A 17,500-nucleotide genomic window follows, 5' to 3' on the forward strand; every position below is an offset into this window, starting at 1 on the left:
CTTTGTTATTAAATAAAATATTAAAGATTAAAAATTTATTTTTGTTTGTTTAAACGTACAATATTCTTGTTGCGGCGGGCAGTTTATTGTAGCTTCGCTGCCAAGAATAAACGGTTTATTTTCTCTACCATGACCAAAGTAGGGAAAGTAGTAAACGGGTATAGTCGTTTTCTTAGCAAACGCTTCAATGACAGTTTTATACATCAGTCGTTGCTCGTCGGTAGGGTCTAAAGGGTAAAACTGACCAAAGATGATAGCTTTGGGTTTAAAATTAGTTTTATACAGTAGTTGATGCAGGCTACGATCCAATTGTCTGAAGCTTACGCCAGTATCTTCTAAAATTAATAGGTCGTTAGTAAAATCATGTTCGTAACGTGTTGCAAAGAAAGATTGGATCAGTGTGAAATTGCCACCTAATAGATTTCCTCGTAGCGGTTGCAGAGCAGGCTGATTTAAAGGAATAAAATTTTTATAAAGAATGCCGTGCGTCAATAAAGTTTTGATCCATGGAATACTCTCTCGATCATTGATCGTTGCGGTTTCACTATTGGGTTTGCTCATTTCTTTATTGTAAGCAGCGACGACACCATGGACTGAAGGCCAGCCTAAAATGATATTAACAAAATAATGAATGGCAGTGACATCACTAAAGCCAACAATAATTTTAGGTTTAGTTTTTTTTAACAAGTCCTTATTTACATATAATGCTGGAATCAAATTCATAGCTCCGGCGCCGCCACGAACCATCCAAAGGATATCAGTATGTTTATCTAATAAAGCAGCAATGAGAACATTGGCGCGACTTTGGTCGGTATTAACATAACCAAAATCTGAAACGACTTGATTTAAGTACTGGGTATTAACGCGATAGCCTTTTGTTTCAAGTATTTGCTTGATTGGTTCAATATTGTCTTCGTTGTATTGCGTGGAACTTGAAATCAGCGCTACGCTACGATAGGTTTTTGCTAAAATAGGGTTAGCAAAGCTTAAACTTAACGCAGTAAAAAGAAAAATTATTTTTTTTAACATAAACTTATCCTTAAGCAGCAACTCAAAAAAACAAGAATTGAATTAATTGATGTTGGCAGCATCGTTTAATAAATTTATGCTTCTCCCTTAAGAAATGCAACAACAAAATACTGTAGCTTTATCTTCCGTATTGATTTTAAATAATTCAACTGGACATAAAAACAGCGAGGAAAAAAGCTTTCTCCTCGCTGCGTTTTATCAATTAAAGCAGCATGCTAAAAATTAAGCAGTGTTAATTTTTAGTTTTTTGATCCTGTTCATAATGACTATAGGTACGATGACGTAATTTGGGTTCTCCACCATAACGTCGTGTATTGCGACGTTGTGTGGATGGATTACTAGCATTAGTCTGTTTGCTAGAGTTAATGTTAGCAGTATTAGCTATTTGCTCAGCGACTGGTTTTTTTTCTATGCTAGGGGGAGATTTTTCAACAGATCGTGATGGAATAACGGTTTTTCTTTCCGTGTTATTTAACACTGGCTTAGGCGCCGAATTGGTATTTTCTTCTCGAATGGCTTGAGTATTTATTTTATGTTCGTGTTTTATTGACGATCTTTCTGAATGTTGTCGTCTCTTATTGGGTAGTGGTTTTCTTTCTGATGCACCAGCAATAGGAGCAGAGACAGGTTTATTGTTATGGTGTGTGTTTTGTTGATGCGGCGCTGACTCATAACGCTGTTGATGATGTTTGTTATAGCGATTTTGTGATGTTTTGCTGCCATTATGTTGGTGCTGTCCGCTACCAGCTTCGCTGCCACCTTCTCCTTCTTTGTCGCGCCTGTCATCACGGCGGTGATTGCGAAGTCGGTTATTACGATTTGCTTTTGAATAACGTTTTTCTGGGGGGTGTCGATGCGGAGTATCATTAGAATGATTATGTATTTGAGCAGTAGCTAGTTCTTTTTTAACAGAGTTTTTACTAAGCTCTTTAGTTTTACTGAGATCTTTTAACATACCAAGCAGTCGACTTAAAAGACCTAATTGAGTTTTAGGTTTATTTTTGCTAATCGCAAAAGTAAGTGGTTTAACTGCTGGGATTTCTACTGGCTTAATGACTGGCGCGCTATAAGGTAGCGAAGATTCTGCGCAAGATTTATCTAACATTTGATAGCTAGCATTTTCGCTAGCCTGTAGATTAATGTTTTTACCTTGACCAGTAATTTTATAATGCGGAGATTGCCAATATGGATTAGGTATTAATAGTATATTTATTTTATAACGTTGTTCAATCTGTTCTCTAGCAGCACGTTTTTCATTAATCAGATAAGTAGCCATATCCACAGGTATTTCGACGCGTATTTGCTGTGTTGATTTTTTCAAGGCTTCTTTTTCAATTGAACGGAGTAAAGATAAGCTTAATGATTCAATGGTGCGTACTGTTCCTTCTCCATTGCATCGTGAACATAAGGTTTCGTTGGCTTTTCCTAGAGAATGTCGCAAGCGCTGTCGAGACATTTCTAATAACCCAAATGGCGATATTCGACCGATTTGTATGCGCGCGCGATCTTTTTTAGTGGCCAAACGTAAGCAATTTTCTACTTTACGTTGATTGTCTTCGGAATTCATATCGATAAAATCAATGACAATTAAACCGCCTAAATCACGTACACGCAATTGATGCGCTATTTCTTTAGCCGCTTCTAGATTGGTAGTGACGGCAGTTTCTTCAATATCTTCATTTTTGGTAGATTTACCTGAATTAATATCAATGGAAACTAAGGCTTCGGTGCGATCGATAACGATGGTGGCACCTGACGGAAGTTCTATTTTACGCTTAAATGCCGATTCAACCGCTTCTTCAATATCAAAATACATAAATAAGGGAATAGAATTTTGATAAAGCGTAATTCGAGATACAAAATCAGGTCGAATTTGCTCGATGTAATTCTTAATTTTCTCGAATATTTTTTTGTCATCAATAATAATTTCGTCAATATCGCGTCTTAAATAGTCACGTATCGAACGAGTGATTAAATCGCCTTCTTGAAAAATAAGGAAAGGAGCAGAGCGCTCATTATAGGCTTTTTGTATGGCATTCCATTGTTGAATAAGCAAATTCAAATCATTTTGTAGTTCGTAAAATTCTCTACCCACGCCAGCGGTGCGTAGAATAAGTCCCATATCCTCTGAAAGTTCCATTTGGCTGAGTAAATCTTGCATTTCACGCCGTTCTTCTCCCTCAATGCGACGTGAAATACCACCTGCGCCGGGATTATTTGGCATCAGCACTAAGTAACTACCTGGGAGGGTAATATAAGTTGTTAGTGCTGCTCCTTTATTTCCACGTTCTTCCTTTTCGATTTGCACCATCACTTCACGACCCTCAAGTACTTTTTTGAGGTATTGGATTGATTGCGATTTTTCGAATTTAAAGAAAGAGGGAACGATTTCTTTGAAGGGTAAAAATCCATGCCGTTCGGGGCCATAGTCGATAAATGCCGCTTCTAAGCTAGGCTCTATGCGACTAATTTTACCTTTATAGATATTGGATTTTTTTTGTTCTTGACCGCTATATTCGATATCGAGGTCGGACAACTTGTTTTCTTCGAGCAAAGCAACACGGATTTCTCCAGGTTGATTCGCATTGATCAATATTCGATTCTTCTCATTATGCATCGTTGAATCCTATTTTGTATGAAGGCTCAACTAAGCTTGCTTATTTGAAAACGCGATAATCGTTGTTAAAAATTAAAACTGTTATTAATACCTGAAACAATGACCGCTTAATTAATTTAAAAAGGGGTGAGTGTGTCAACAAGGTCCTTGCATAAGCTACTTTGCCTATAAGGCTAGTAGCATAGGTTTTAACTATCTGATTTTTAACACGGATTATAGGCTTGCATATTCTTAATATACCGTATTTTTTTATGCACACATTAATGATTACTGAGCATAAAATTCGCATCGGAAGAACATCGTTCCAAATAAAAGGTTGCAAACTTAAGAAGCCGGACTAATTCTCTCATTTTGGGATTTAAATTTATTACCAAAAATAAGGTAAATTTATAAAAAACTAAAATTTTTTACTTTAGTTAGCTCTAATTACAAAACGTTGATTTCTTATCATTTCGTTCTGTTTGCATCAGAAAAAAGAGGGGATTAACCCTAGCTATAAACTGACACGGGAAACTAAATCTAGGGTTATTATAACAGTATTTAGTGGGTTGGCAATTAAAAGAGGAGGGCTGCATGCCATCGGGTTTAACGGGTGAACGTCTAATTTTTATCAGATTTTGTTTTACTTGAAAGTTTTGCTATGCTTAAGTTGGCTTCTACTATGGGCTATGGATTTGTCAGTGGGCTTTGTCAGTCCTTGGCTTACAAATTGTTCTTTAATGCTTTTTGCACTACTTTTTAGATGGGGAATTTTGCTTATGTATAAGAAGTTTTTGGTTTCTATGCTGCTGACGGCGGCGTTAGTCGGCTGTAATCATCAGCCTTCTGATAAGCAAGGAGATCAATCAGATACTGCGATGCCTGTGCAAGATCAGATGGCTAATCCTGCGAACTCATCCAGCTCGGATGATCAGCAAATGCCGGTAAATCCACAAGCTGTGGAACCTACTCAAACACCGCCTAGCGATACCGCGCCCGCTATGCCAGCGACACCAGATACATCATCTAACAATGGAACGGCAGGTACAGCGACACCCGAAGAACCTGCGAATAATGGTAATTCAGCTAACTCTGCAGCTGGGGACAATAAGTAAAATAATTGTAGTGGTTGTTGAAAACTACTGCCAGTTTAAGCCTTTTATGGTACTATATTTGTTGCAGATGAAGGGGTAAAAGACCTTCATCTGCTTTCATTTTATGTATCATAGGCTTTGAGTTTTTATGACAGAATCAGCGGCTAATGAAATCATTTCGGTAACAGTTGAGAAGGAATTAAAACAGTCCTACCTGGCGTATGCTATGAGTGTCATAGTAGGCCGGGCATTGCCTGATGTTCGAGATGGCTTAAAGCCTGTGCACAGACGAGTTTTATTTGCCATGAGCGAACTTGGCAACGATTGGAATAAGCCGCATAAAAAGTCTGCCCGTGTGGTGGGTGATGTGATCGGTAAATATCATCCGCATAGTGATGGGGCGATTTACGATACGATTGTGCGTATGGCACAAACCTTTTCTATGCGTTCGGTGTTGATTGATGGCCAAGGTAACTTTGGTTCGGTTGATGGCGATTCCGCCGCTTCGATGCGTTATACCGAAATTCGTATGTCAAAGCTGGCACATGCCTTATTAGCGGATTTAGCTAAAGAAACGGTCGACTTTGCGCCTAACTATGATGAAACCGAGCAAATTCCTACCGTATTACCCACTCGCGTTCCCAACTTACTCGTTAATGGTTCTTCAGGTATTGCGGTCGGTATGGCGACCAATATTCCACCGCACAATCTCGCGGAAGTTATCGATGCCTGTGTTGCTTTACTAGTCGATCCTGAATTGACCATAGAACGTTTAATGCAGTTCATTAAAGGACCTGATTTTCCTACGGCAGGTTTGATTTATGGTAAGCAGGGGATTCTCGAAGCGTACCACAGTGGTCGTGGACGTGTGTTTGTTCGTGCGAGAATCGAACTTGAGCAAGATGAAAAATCGAATAAACAACGAATTATTGTGACCGAGCTTCCTTATCAAGTAAACAAAGCAAAACTCATCGAAAAAATTGCGGAATTGGTAAAGGAAAAACGCATTGAAGGTATTACCGCATTACGTGATGAATCCGACAAAGACGGTATGCGTATGGTCATCGAAGTCCGACGTGGTGAGAACGTTGATGTGTTATTGAATAATTTATTTGCTCAAACACAATTACAAGTCACGTTTGGTATTAATATGGTGGCTTTGGTCGATGGCAGACCCGTTTTACTCAATCTCAAGCAATTAATTACTGAATTTTTGGCGCATCGACGTGAAGTGGTAACACGTCGCACCATTTTTGAATTACGTAAAGCGCGAGAACGTGCGCATATTTTAGAAGGTTTAGGTATTGCTTTAGTGAACATTGATCCGATGATCGCATTAATTAAAGCAGCAAAGGATCCAGCAGATGCTAAAGCTCAACTGTTAACGCAACATTGGCAGTTAGGTATGGTAGCTGAGATGCTCACTAAAACCGATTTGCTTGAGACACAATTAACGCTAGATGCAGCTAATGAATATGGTGTAAAAAAAGGTGAAAATGTTTATCGATTATCACCCGAACAAGCACAAGCGATATTAGAGTTACGTTTACATCGTTTAACGGGTCTTGAGCAAGAGAAAATTTTAAAAGAATATCGCGATCAGTTAGATATTATTATTGATTTATTAGATATTTTAAATCAACCCGAACGTTTACGTCAGGTTATTCATGATGAACTGATAGCGATTAAAGAAGAATTTGCTGATCCAAGGCGAACCGAAATTATCAGTGTCGATGCTGAAATTAATGAAGAAGATTTGATTCCTGCTGAAGATGTGGTGGTGACCTTATCGCATGAAGGCTATGTCAAACGACAAAGCTTAGATGTTTATCAAGCACAACGTCGTGGTGGTCGAGGAAAATCTTCTGGCGATGTAAAAGAAGAGGATTTTATTGAACATTTGTTAATTGCTAACACACACGCCACCTTATTGTGTTTTTCTAGTGCGGGTAAAGTCTATTGGCTAAAAGTGTATAAATTACCCGAAGGCAGTCGCATCGCTAAAGGCCGACCCATCGTTAATTTATTACCCTTAGGTGATAATGAACGAATTAATGCGGTATTACCTATACAGAATTATAGTGCTGAACATTTCATTTTTATGGCAACAGCCAATGGCACGACAAAAAAAACCAGCTTAATTGACTTTTCTAGACCCCGTAACGACGGTATTATTGCGATTGATTTACGCGAAGGTGATCGTTTAGTGGGAGTTGCGTTAACCGATGGTCAACAAGATGTTTTATTGTTTACCAATGCGGGTAAGGTAATACGTTTTAATGAAAGTAAAGTGCGATGTATGGGTCGTACCGCCTGTGGTGTAAGAGGTGTTAAATTACAAGAAGGTCAACAAGTTATTTCTTTAATCATTGCTAAACCCGAAGGCTTAATCTTAACGGCAACCAGTCATGGTTATGGTAAACGCACACCTGTTCCTGAACATCGTTTGACGAGTCGTGGTGGTAGTGGTGTAGTCGCTATTAAAACAACGGAGCGTAATGGTAATGTCGTAGCCGCTGTACAAGTATTACCTGCTGATGAAGTGATGCTCATTACTAATAAAGCGACCTTAGTGCGCACACGTGTTTCTGAAATTCGTGTCGCCGGCCGCCATTCACAAGGTGTGCGTTTGATACGATTGAATGAGGGTGAAACATTAGTTGGCTTAGAACGTATCGAAGAAGACTTAACAAACGATCCAGAGCAAACGGATAGCTTGATCAATTTAGCGGTTGAAAAAACTAATAATAATGACAACTCACCTGAAGCTTAGTGTGGAAAAACAAACCTTACTTGATGCATTAATTAATATTGGTGTGATTAAATGGGGTGAATTTACCTTACGTAGCGGTGAAATTTCACCTATTTATATCGATTGCCGTGAAATTATTTCTTATCCCCCTCTATTACGCAACATTGCTAAGGCATTGTGGGATAAAATAAAACATTTAAAACCAAGCTTGATATGTGGTGTGCCTTATACCGCATTGCCGATGGCTACCGCTATTTCGCTTGAGCAAAACTTACCGATGTTGATGTGTCGTAAAGAAGCTAAAAATTATGGCACAAAAAAACAAATCGAAGGTGTTTTCAAATCGGGTCAAGACTGTTTAATTATTGAAGACGTCGTGACTACGGGTGGCAGTGTGCTACAGATAGCAGATTCTTTAAAAAAACACGCTCTACAAGTAAAAGATATCGTTGTGTTAGTCGATAGACAACAAGGTGGCAAAGAAGCGTTGTTAGTTGCAGGTTATCAATTACATAGTGTTTTTACTTTGAACGAACTTGTTCTAACTAAGAAGTAAACTAATTGCCGTTAAGTTTAATTACTTTTTAAATGCTTCGAATACTTCCTTCGCATTCGACAATGCGAAGGATACTGTCGTGATTATCTTCGATAGCTAGGTTCTGCAACCCGAGCCTCTTCTATGCCTTGCTTAGGATTTTGGATAGCGGCTATTTTCTTTTCTAATACTTTTAATCCTCCCGGCGCGGGTTTAATGTCTGATAATTCAAAAACTTGGCGTGTAAAAGGATCTTCAAAAGGTATGAATTTTAAAATATTTTTTAAATCATAAATTCTATCTTTTGAACTGGGTAAAACAACAGGACATTCCAGAGCGGTACTGATAGACATAGAATCTTGATAGGCAGAGTCCAAACAGGCCGTATCAAGACCGGGATTATCCCTAGCGAGATTCTTGTTAAAACAATAATCAATATAAAGCCAGGTTATTGGGGCAAAATCGAGCTTAGCATATTTTTTATCATAGAGAATTCTTTCTTCTATTTGCTGATAAGAATCGATGATCTTTCTATCTACTTGAGTAATAATACTCGCTTGCATGCCTACAAAAAAAGAGTTAGGTGAAGGAATATTTTTTGATTCATACGTTATCAAACCTATTTCTGTTAATAGTGACATAAGGGTCTGAAAATTTTCTTGATCATTTTTGCTAGGAGAGTTTTGTGTGCTTGGCCTTAGGCGAAAATATTTTCTATCATTTGCAATGCGATATTTTGCTTCCAGCTGATAATGTTTTAAACTTGAATTCAGTACTTTTTTTAAAAATTTCTTATTTTCGAGAAAGGTTTCAAGTTCTACTAGATTTATTTCTTCAATCTTTTCAACTTGCATTGTTTGTTTTACAGATGTTCCGTTTGGAGTTTCTCCTTTAAACACTGCCTCATGCTTTTTATAAGTGATAAGTTTATTTTGAGCCAAATCTTGTAGCATCGTCTTGAATCTTGCTTTTTTTTCTTCATTAGGAATATCTTTAGGTTGAGTCGCTTCCCTTAGATAAATAAAATCGGAGGAAACACTATGGGGATAGATGTCCACGCGAAAATTCGAACCTAAATCATAAAGCTTTAAAACTTCTAAAAATAAATCTTTACCATCAAAGCGTTTTTCTGTGGTTAAATTTTCATTGAATATAAGTCCATTATAGAGATAGTTTTTAAATTCTTTAATGCTTTCTATTTCATTAATTTTGATAATTTCTTTTTTTTCTATTGAGTCGTCTATTTTAAAATCTGCTTCCATATATTCATAAGCGATGAGTCCCTTTTTCTCAAATGAATCTAACATAGCCTCAAATTTTATTTTGGAAATGTGATCCGAAGGATAACTAGATTTTTTTATTATTGTGAGGTATCCAGGATCGCCCTTATATTTTCTATAGTATCCAATGAAGTAATTTTTATTAAACCCAAAAAACTCTAAAGCTTTATTTAATAATTTTTTATAGGCGTCCCGTTGTTCTTTTGTTAAAGGATAAGGATTATTAAGCATACTTTTTCTCCTAGTATAAAAAGTTTTCTTTTCTCAAAGAAAAGTCCCTTCAAGATTTTTAATCAATCATAGCGTGTCTATTGGGTAGCGGTTTGTATAAAACAATAAAAAATAGGTTTTGTGTTATATAGAGACACATAATTCAGTTTGCTTATTTAAGCATGATAGGTAACTAATAAAAAAATAGTTTATAATAAGAGTCCAAAGGTGTTCCCTTGGATTTTTACATCTACTAGCTTAAGGTTTGCTCAATGTCTACATTTAATTGGATCGATTACACCATTATTGCCATCATTGCGCTTTCGGTATTAATTAGCGTCATGCGTGGCTTTGTGCGCGAAGTGATTTCTTTGGTTATCTGGGTTGCCGCGATTGCAGTGAGCTTTATTTTTTACCGGTATATTGCTGATTTATTGGTGAATTTTATTCATTCCGATTCAGTCAGATTGGTTGTTAGTTTTGTTGGTTTATTCCTAGTTACACTCGTATTGGGTATGTTGATTAATTATTTAATTGGTCAATTAGTCGCAAACACAGGCTTAAGCGGTACCGATCGCGTGCTAGGAATTATCTTCGGTATTGCGCGTGGAATCTTAGTCGTTGTTTTATTGATGATGCTAGTTAGTTTAACGCCCTTTGCCAAAGAAGCTTCTTGGCAAGAATCGGTGTTAGTGCCGCATTTCCAACCCCTAGAAAATTGGTTAAGCAGCTTCTTGCCCGAGTCCATGCATAGTCATCTTGAATTACAGAAAGATCAATACTAATTAGAATTGTGTCTAAAGCTTGCTGAAAGCGCTTACTGAGGTATGATCATACCTCAGTAAGCGCACAGTGAGATTTTAATTATGTGTCGCTATATCAAAGGCAAGTGCTGCGGCATTTAATACCGATGCGATACGCACACTCGATTGTATCCCAAGCTTACTCATGCCTATTTTTATTAAGCCATGAGTATGGGCTTCAATGCACATACCACAACCATTGATTGCCGATACCGCTAAACAATTTAATTCAAAATTAACTTTATCGATACCTGGATTGCCAATCACACTCATCCGTAAATTAGCGGGCATACTAGAGAAATCTTTATCATTAACTAAGTGAATAAATCGATAGTAAATATTATTCATCGCCATGATGCTTGCTGCAGATTTGGCAGCATTTATTTCTGTTTCTGATAGTACAGGTGTTACCTCTGATAAAACAGCTTGAATCAATGCGGAATTTTTTATGCTATAGGCCGAGGCTAATGCAATTCCGCCGATTTGATTTTTAGTTAAATCCGGTGAACCTTCTTCGGTTAAAATGTTAGATAGATTTAATTTAATATCTTTTGCATTATCTAACAGTTTATTTTTTAATGTTTCTATTGTCATTGTCATCATCATTTCCTCATTAATAGGGGGTTAGTCAACAGTAATCGTGGCTTCGCCTTTTTGCCAATTGCAAGGACATAATTCATCGGTTTGTAACGCATCAAGTATGCGTAATACTTCTTTGGCATTTCGACCCACGCTAAGATCCGTCACCATGACAAAGCGGATAATGCCTTCGGGATCAACAATAAATGTAGCGCGTTGTGCAACCCCTTCTTTTTTATCGAGTATGCCTAAACCCTGTGCTAACTCACGTTTAACATCAGCGAGCATCGGGAAGGGAAGATCACGTAATTCATCTTTTTGCTGTCGCCAAGCTAAATGTGCAAACTCTGAATCGGTACTGGCTCCTAATAAAATTGCATCACGGTCTTTAAATTCGTTGTTTAATTGACCAAAGGCGGCAATTTCAGTAGGACAGACAAATGTGAAGTCCTTAGGCCAAAAGAAAATTATTTGCCATTTATTGGCGTAGGTTTGATGACTAATTTCGGTAAAAGCGTCCTTGGCATTTGAGGATACGACTGCTTTAACCGAAAATTCTGGAATTTTATCACCTATTATTAACATGGATTTTCTCCTGATATTATGTTTGGAAAGGCATAAATTACTTGATATTAAATCATAAGTATAATATATTGTTATTATTAAATTGATAATTTAAACTTATTATAAAAACAATGAACACACGAGATTTTGAATATTTAGTCGCCTTGAGTGAACAGCGCCATTTTGGAAAAGCGGCTGAGAGCTGTTTTGTCAGCCAACCCGCGCTGAGCATGCAAATTCAACGTTTAGAAGCCAGCTTAGGTGTGAAGTTATTAGAACGTAACAATAAATCGGTGTTATTAACCGATATCGGTCTGGCAATAACTGAGCGTGCAAAACAGGTGCTCACGCAAATCAATGAAATTCACGATTTAGCCAAATTAGCCAAAGATCCTTATAGTGGAAGGTTAACTCTCGGGGTTATTCCGACCTTAGCACCTTATTTGTTACCATTGATTTTACCTGCTTTATCGGAAAAATTTCCCCATATTCATTTTTATCTTGTAGAAGAGCAAACCTTATCATTGATACAAAAACTTAAAACCGGCCGCCTAGATGTCGCATTAATGGCACATCCGATCGAAGAGTCTAGTTTTAGTTGCACTGATTTATTTCAAGAAGAATTTTTACTGGCGGTAGCGCATAAGCATCCTTTGGCGCAACGAAAATCCATTAATTTCTCTGATCTTCAGCAACAAAACTTACTTTTACTAGAAGAAGGTCATTGCATGCGTGGCCAAACATTGGATCTATGCCATAAAATGAATGTGAACGAAGTGCAAAATTTTCGTGCAAGCAGTTTAGAAACGCTGCGTCAAATGGTGGCTACCGGTAATGATGTCACGTTAATGCCTAAATTGGCCCAACAACAGCATGATGGGATTTCCTATATTCCATTTAATGCACCTACACCTGCGCGATCAATAAGATTATTTTGGCGATCGTCTTCAGTAAAAACAACGGTATTCAAAGATATAGCGACTCAGATTAGCAAAATAATGGCTCAAAAAGGTTTTTGGCTTGAAAAGTAAGATTCCAAGTGATCTCTGTGCTGAATAATAAAATCTTGTTTCTTAATTTAATAGTTCCTAACCTATTAAGTTTAAAATTGCAAATGTAATTAGGCCCTTGGGGAAAGCTTTATGTTAATTGATAATAAAAATGACTTATGGACGTTCATGAGCGATAACATTAATAGTCAATCTGAAGAGTATTGCAGGGATAGTTATACACAAGAGAACTTCTTAAAAGATTATGTAAGGAGTCTTAAAGAACTTTGTATTAATGGTGAGCTTGCCGAGTCAATACTACTTAATGCAACAAATCAAATTGAAGTAATTCATGCAATCACAGTTGCTAGTGCAATACTAGAAGAAAATCCTGAGCATATTAAACAGGCGTATCGAGAAATGATCCCAAAAGACAAAGATACGGATCAATTTAAAACGACCTTAGAAAGTGTTGCGTCGATGATTAAGAAATTAGATGGAATGGAAGATATTGCAAAGGCACTTCGAACACTCGCTTCAAACCTAAATTCTGTAGCTGGAGATGGAAGTAAAACCCACTATCCATTATTTGAAGGTAATTCAATATCTGAAAGTTTTAGTCAAACTTTGCTAAGTGCAGGTTCACTACTCAGAGAAAAAAAAGGACAAATCGAAAAAACACTACTAGTCGAAGCGGCTAACGTCACTTTTAACAAGATTGATGTAAATCAATCAGAGTGTAATTTGGGAGAATATAGAAAGCAATGCTTTAGAAGTTTTTTAAAGCTTTTTCTTCATCAAAGATTTATCTATCCTAGTATCAATTTTATTAATGTACAGGATAATGTTCTATTTTTAAGTCCTAAGAAAAGAACCATCGATCTAAGCTACTTAGATGATAGTCTGCTTATTAAAGTAAGCTTTTCAATTCAAACAATCTATGATGAAAAAACTAATAAGCCGTTAGAAGTTGCGGAGGATGATTATTTTGTAAAAGGTGTTGCTACATATAAAATTGATATTAAGCCGTATAATCTATCAGGTTGGATCGCTGGAGTTGAATTAATGGACTCCGTACTTGAATGTAAACCTGAATATAAAAATATTCTAGATACAAAGAGTATTTTAGAAAAATTTCAACAATATCTAGTGGCTCTATTAGAAAAATTAAATGTTTATCTGAATTTAGCTGATTCTCTGAACTCAAATAAGACAAGGTGTAAATCTTTTTTCTTTGTGTCACCGGATGGTAACTCTGCTGTAACTAAACAAATTTTCGATAATGATCCCGACAATTCGGGAGAAATATCTAATATAATAATAAATGGCATGTCTCAATACTGATTAGCCTTTAATCTTCGTGTGAAAAGTTGCTTAACATCCTGTCCTTGCCTTGACTAAAGTACATTAATGTCAAAGTTTGATTCGGCAACGCTACTAATACATTGGCTCGATTAGCATGCCAATCACTTAACACAAAACGCCTAATCCAAATGTTTTCTGTTGATTTTATTAGTTGAATACTGGGCAAATGCGTGTGTCCATGAATGATTTGATTTGTACCTGGATGATGTTGCAAGTAGGCTAATAGATCAGAGATGACCACATCATATTTAGCCATAGCAATGGGTGTGTTGGAATGTTCCTGACCACGTAAATACTTAGCAACTTTTTGGCGCCAAGGGAGGGGGAGCTGCAAAAATAAAAATTGCCAAAAAGGATAGCGCGACCAGCGCCGGTAACGCAGATAATGTTTATCTAAAGTGCACCAACTATCGCCATGCGTGAGTAAGGTAGAATTTCCGTATAGATTAATGATGGTCGGATCAGCGAGGTAGTGACAACCGGTTTGCTGAATAAAACGTTTACCGATGAGAAAGTCACGATTTCCGGGCATGAAATAAGTGGCTATGCCCCTCGCCGTTAAATCAGCGAGTTCGCTGATAATCATTTGATTGTATGGACCTAAATTATCGTCACCTACCCAGGTTTCAAATAGATCGCCTAATATATATAAAGCGTCGGCTTCCCTGGCTTGCTGGTGTAAAAAATCCAGAAACAACTGTGTTATTTCGGGTTGGTCGCTACTGAGATGTAAATCGGATATAAAGAGGGTCGACATAGGCTTAATCATAGCTTAAGTGATAAATTAGTTTATAGTAGTTATTTTAAAGCAAGTACTTTTAAAATAAGTATTTTTAAATTAAGTTATCAATCGTGGACTAAGTTATCAAATTTTAAACAAGTAGTTGATTATGAAAACTCGTTTTGCACCTAGCCCTACTGGCCATATCCATTTAGGTAATGCCAGAACCGCTTTATTTAATTTTTTATTCGCACATTCGCAAGCCGGTTGTTTTTTATTACGGATAGAAGATAGCGATGCGACCCGTTCATTGCTGACGCTCGCAAAAGAATTAGAAGAAGACTTGCTTTGGTTAGGTTTACCTTGGCAAGAAGGTCCTGGTCAAGAAAAAGGTCTCGGCCCTTATTATCAATCTGAACGACAAGCAATCTATACACTTTACTATGAGCAATTAGTGAGTCTGGGTCGTGCATATCCTTGTTTTTGCAGCGAATCGGAATTGCTAATGATGCGCAAGCGTCAATTAGCATCGGGTAAACCGCCGCGTTATAATGGTCAATGTCGACAATTAACGGCAGAGCAAATTGCCGAGAAAAAAGCGCAAGGAAAGCTTGCCAGTTTGCGCTTTCATGTTTTGCCGAAACAAGTTATTCGCTTCGATGATTTTGTTAAAGGCGAGCAAACTTTTGTCAGTGATGATATTGGCGATTTCGTGATTCAACGCAGTGATGGCTCTGCGGCATTTTTCTTTTGTAATGCTATTGATGACGCTTTAATGAAAGTGACGCATGTATTGCGTGGTGAAGATCATTTAACGAATACACCACGCCAGATCATGTTATTACAGGCCTTGGGTTTAACTATTCCGGTGTATGGTCATATGGCATTAATTGTCGGTGATGATGGTGCCCCCTTATCGAAACGACATGGAAGTTTTAGTATTAAAACTTTGCGAGAAGCAGGTTATTTTGCCGAAGCCTTGCAAAATTACTTAGCACGTTTAGGCCATACCTATACCAATCCGAATTTTCTAGATATTCATGCCTTAGCTGAACAATTTTCACTCAGTCGACTCGGGAAATCTCCTGCGCGCTACGACCAAACACAATTATTGTACTGGCAAAAACAGGCCTTATTACATATTTCAAATGATAAACTGAGTATCTGGCTGGAAGCTAAAATACAAAATTTAGTGCCAGATGCTGTTAAGTTAAATTTTATTGAATTAATGCGCGGGACAATCTGTTTCCCTGAAGAAGCAGTCGCATGGGCGACTATTTTATTTGGCGAAGCCAGCGCGTTAAACTTCTCGATAGATAGCAAGATTTTTTTGCGCGAAGTCGATCCTCGGTATTGGCAGACACTCTTAATATTATTGGATGAAGAAAATTCTGATTTTAAAGTCTTAATAAAACAGTTACAACAAAAATTAAATCTTAAAGGTAAAGCCTTGTTTACACCGTTACGTTTGGCACTGACCGGACGTCATGATGGTCCTGAGCTGGCAAAGTTATTTAGCCTGTTAGGTAATGAAAAAATTCGTGAGAGAATACTCCATGCTAAAAATTTATAATACATTGACGCAAAAGAAAGAAAAGTTTACACCAATGCATTCCAAGAAAGTAGGTATGTATGTCTGTGGCATGACGGTGTATGATTTGTGTCATATTGGTCATGCGCGCGTATTAGTTGCGTTTGATGTGATATTACGTTATCTCACCATGCAAGGTTATCAGGTGAATTATGTGCGTAATATCACTGATATTGATGATAAAATCATCAAACGCGCACAAGAGAATAATGAAAGCATGTCTGAATTGACGCAGCGCATGATAGCTGCCATGCATGAAGATTTTGCGCAGTTAGCTATTCTGCCGCCAACGCATGAACCTAGAGCGACCGATGCTATCGCTCAGATGTTAGATTTAATTCAAATCTTGCTCGATAAAAATTATGCCTACCAAGCTGATAACGGTGATATTTGTTACTCAGTAGAAAAATTTAAAAACTATGGTGAATTAGCCCATCAAAATTTGGAAAAATTACGTAGTGGTTCGCGCGTCGCCGTTGATGTTACAAAAAAGGATCCTTTAGACTTTGTGCTATGGAAAAAAGCAAAACTGAATGAACCCAGTTGGGAATCTCCCTGGGGCGCAGGACGTCCCGGTTGGCATATTGAATGTTCGGCGATGTCGATGGCTGCTTTAGGTGAACATTTTGATATCCATGGCGGCGGTTTAGATTTAGTGTTTCCACATCATCAAAATGAAATTGCACAATCCCAAGGGGCGACCGATCACAAGTTTGTTAATACCTGGATCCATGTCGGTTTTGTACAAACCAATCGGCAAAAAATGTCAAAGTCTTTAGGCAATTTTTTTACGTTACGTGATGTGTTAAAACAATATCCTGCAGAAGTCATTCGTTATTTCTTAGTTTCAAGTCATCATCGTAGTCCGATACAATATAGCCAAGAAAATTTACAAACTGCGCAGGCGGCTTTACAACGTTTGTATACTAGTTTACGCGGCTTGTTGAGTAAAGCGCCGCAATCTTTTGTTGCTGAACAATTCCAAGGAGAATATCTAGAAAGATTTCAAGCCGCGATGGATGATGATTTTAATACGCCGGAAGCGCTAGCGGTATTATTCGATTTAGCGCGAGAAATTAATCGTTTGCGCGAAACTGATAATAAGCAAGCGCTGCAACTTGCCAAAAATTTACAATATTTGGCAAGCATCTTAGGTATTCTGCTACAAGATCCAGAACAGTTTTTAAAGCTTGGCTTGCAACAAGAGACAGCCAATGAAGAAAAAATCAATGACTTAATTACCGCACGTAATCAAGCACGAGCGGCTAAAAATTGGCAAGAAGCGGATAGGATACGCGATGAATTATTGAGTTTAGGTGTGGTATTAGAAGATAGTGCTACCGGTACTGAATGGCGAAGCAAGTGAAATCGCACTTAATTTCTATTATTAAA

The 17,500-nt window shown here is 37.5% G+C and carries 14 protein-coding genes; 8 read left to right on the plus strand and 6 right to left on the minus strand.

The genetic code is table 11. The features are described from left to right. Positions 1–27: 27 nt before the first annotated feature. Both AAHI99_RS02975 and AAHI99_RS02980 read right to left on the minus strand, forming a co-directional pair. Positions 28–1,029 (minus strand): LD-carboxypeptidase, encoded by a 1,002-nt coding sequence (locus AAHI99_RS02975; protein ID WP_342228188.1) that lies wholly within the window; start codon positions 1,027–1,029, stop codon positions 28–30. 232 nt (positions 1,030–1,261) lie between these two features. Next, a complete protein-coding gene (locus AAHI99_RS02980; protein WP_342228189.1) occupies positions 1,262–3,646 on the minus strand; it encodes an Rne/Rng family ribonuclease in 2,385 nt (794 codons plus the stop codon). A gap of 758 nt (positions 3,647–4,404) precedes the next feature. Between AAHI99_RS02980 and AAHI99_RS02985 the strand changes: the two genes are divergently transcribed. The 3 genes from AAHI99_RS02985 to AAHI99_RS02995 all read left to right on the plus strand — a co-directional run bounded on the left by AAHI99_RS02985 (position 4,405) and on the right by AAHI99_RS02995 (position 8,027). Then, positions 4,405–4,740: a hypothetical protein gene (locus AAHI99_RS02985; protein ID WP_342228190.1), complete on the plus strand. Its 336-nt coding sequence runs from the start codon at positions 4,405–4,407 to the stop codon at positions 4,738–4,740. Positions 4,741–4,867: 127 nt separating this feature from the next. After that, entirely contained in the window at positions 4,868–7,492 is a 2,625-nt protein-coding gene (gene gyrA, locus AAHI99_RS02990) for a DNA gyrase subunit A (RefSeq protein WP_342228191.1), read from the plus strand. Then, on the plus strand, positions 7,470–8,027 hold the full coding sequence (locus AAHI99_RS02995; protein ID WP_342228192.1) for an orotate phosphoribosyltransferase: 558 nt from the start codon (positions 7,470–7,472) through the stop codon (positions 8,025–8,027). Before gyrA ends, AAHI99_RS02995 begins: the two co-directional genes overlap by 23 nt. Before the next feature lie 83 nt (positions 8,028–8,110). Here the strand turns inward: AAHI99_RS02995 and AAHI99_RS03000 are convergent, their stop codons facing one another. After that, positions 8,111–9,517 carry a hypothetical protein gene (locus AAHI99_RS03000; RefSeq protein ID WP_342228193.1) on the minus strand — a complete coding sequence of 469 codons (1,407 nt, stop codon included), beginning with the start codon at positions 9,515–9,517 and terminating at the stop codon, positions 8,111–8,113. 251 nt (positions 9,518–9,768) lie between these two features. Here AAHI99_RS03000 and AAHI99_RS03005 point away from each other — a divergent pair, with 251 nt between their 5' ends. Then, positions 9,769–10,281, plus strand: coding sequence for a CvpA family protein (locus AAHI99_RS03005; RefSeq protein WP_342228194.1), 513 nt, complete (start codon positions 9,769–9,771; stop codon positions 10,279–10,281). Between the two features lie 75 nt (positions 10,282–10,356). On the opposite strand, the gene AAHI99_RS03010 is transcribed toward AAHI99_RS03005, so the two are convergent. Together AAHI99_RS03010 and AAHI99_RS03015 are read right to left on the minus strand one after the other, a co-directional pair. Further along, positions 10,357–10,893: a carboxymuconolactone decarboxylase family protein gene (locus AAHI99_RS03010; protein ID WP_342228195.1), complete on the minus strand. Its 537-nt coding sequence runs from the start codon at positions 10,891–10,893 to the stop codon at positions 10,357–10,359. 30 nt (positions 10,894–10,923) lie between these two features. After that, positions 10,924–11,463, minus strand: coding sequence for a peroxiredoxin (locus AAHI99_RS03015; protein WP_342228196.1), 540 nt, complete (start codon positions 11,461–11,463; stop codon positions 10,924–10,926). Positions 11,464–11,573: 110 nt separating this feature from the next. Here AAHI99_RS03015 and AAHI99_RS03020 point away from each other — a divergent pair, with 110 nt between their 5' ends. Both AAHI99_RS03020 and AAHI99_RS03025 read left to right on the plus strand, forming a co-directional pair. Beyond that, positions 11,574–12,473: a LysR substrate-binding domain-containing protein gene (locus AAHI99_RS03020; RefSeq protein ID WP_342228197.1), complete on the plus strand. Its 900-nt coding sequence runs from the start codon at positions 11,574–11,576 to the stop codon at positions 12,471–12,473. A gap of 111 nt (positions 12,474–12,584) precedes the next feature. Then, the gene (locus AAHI99_RS03025) at positions 12,585–13,775 is read left to right on the plus strand and encodes a hypothetical protein (protein ID WP_342228198.1); all 1,191 of its coding nucleotides are present in this window, start codon (positions 12,585–12,587) and stop codon (positions 13,773–13,775) included. A gap of 7 nt (positions 13,776–13,782) precedes the next feature. Here the strand turns inward: AAHI99_RS03025 and AAHI99_RS03030 are convergent, their stop codons facing one another. Beyond that, positions 13,783–14,553, minus strand: a complete 771-nt coding sequence (locus AAHI99_RS03030) for a UDP-2,3-diacylglucosamine diphosphatase (protein ID WP_342228199.1) — start codon at positions 14,551–14,553, stop codon at positions 13,783–13,785. Positions 14,554–14,686: 133 nt separating this feature from the next. On the opposite strand from AAHI99_RS03030, the gene gltX reads away from it, so the two are divergent. Continuing rightward, positions 14,687–16,090: a glutamate--tRNA ligase gene (gene gltX, locus AAHI99_RS03035; RefSeq protein ID WP_342228200.1), complete on the plus strand. Its 1,404-nt coding sequence runs from the start codon at positions 14,687–14,689 to the stop codon at positions 16,088–16,090. Continuing rightward, complete coding sequence (gene cysS / locus AAHI99_RS03040; protein ID WP_342228201.1) at positions 16,074–17,474, plus strand: cysteine--tRNA ligase; 1,401 nt, start codon at positions 16,074–16,076, stop codon at positions 17,472–17,474. The genes gltX and cysS overlap by 17 nt, the downstream gene beginning before the upstream one ends. Positions 17,475–17,500: the final 26 nt, after the last annotated feature.

It is taken from the genome of Rickettsiella endosymbiont of Rhagonycha lignosa (assembly GCF_964031165.1).
Taxonomy (GTDB): Bacteria; Pseudomonadota; Gammaproteobacteria; order Diplorickettsiales; family Diplorickettsiaceae; genus Aquirickettsiella.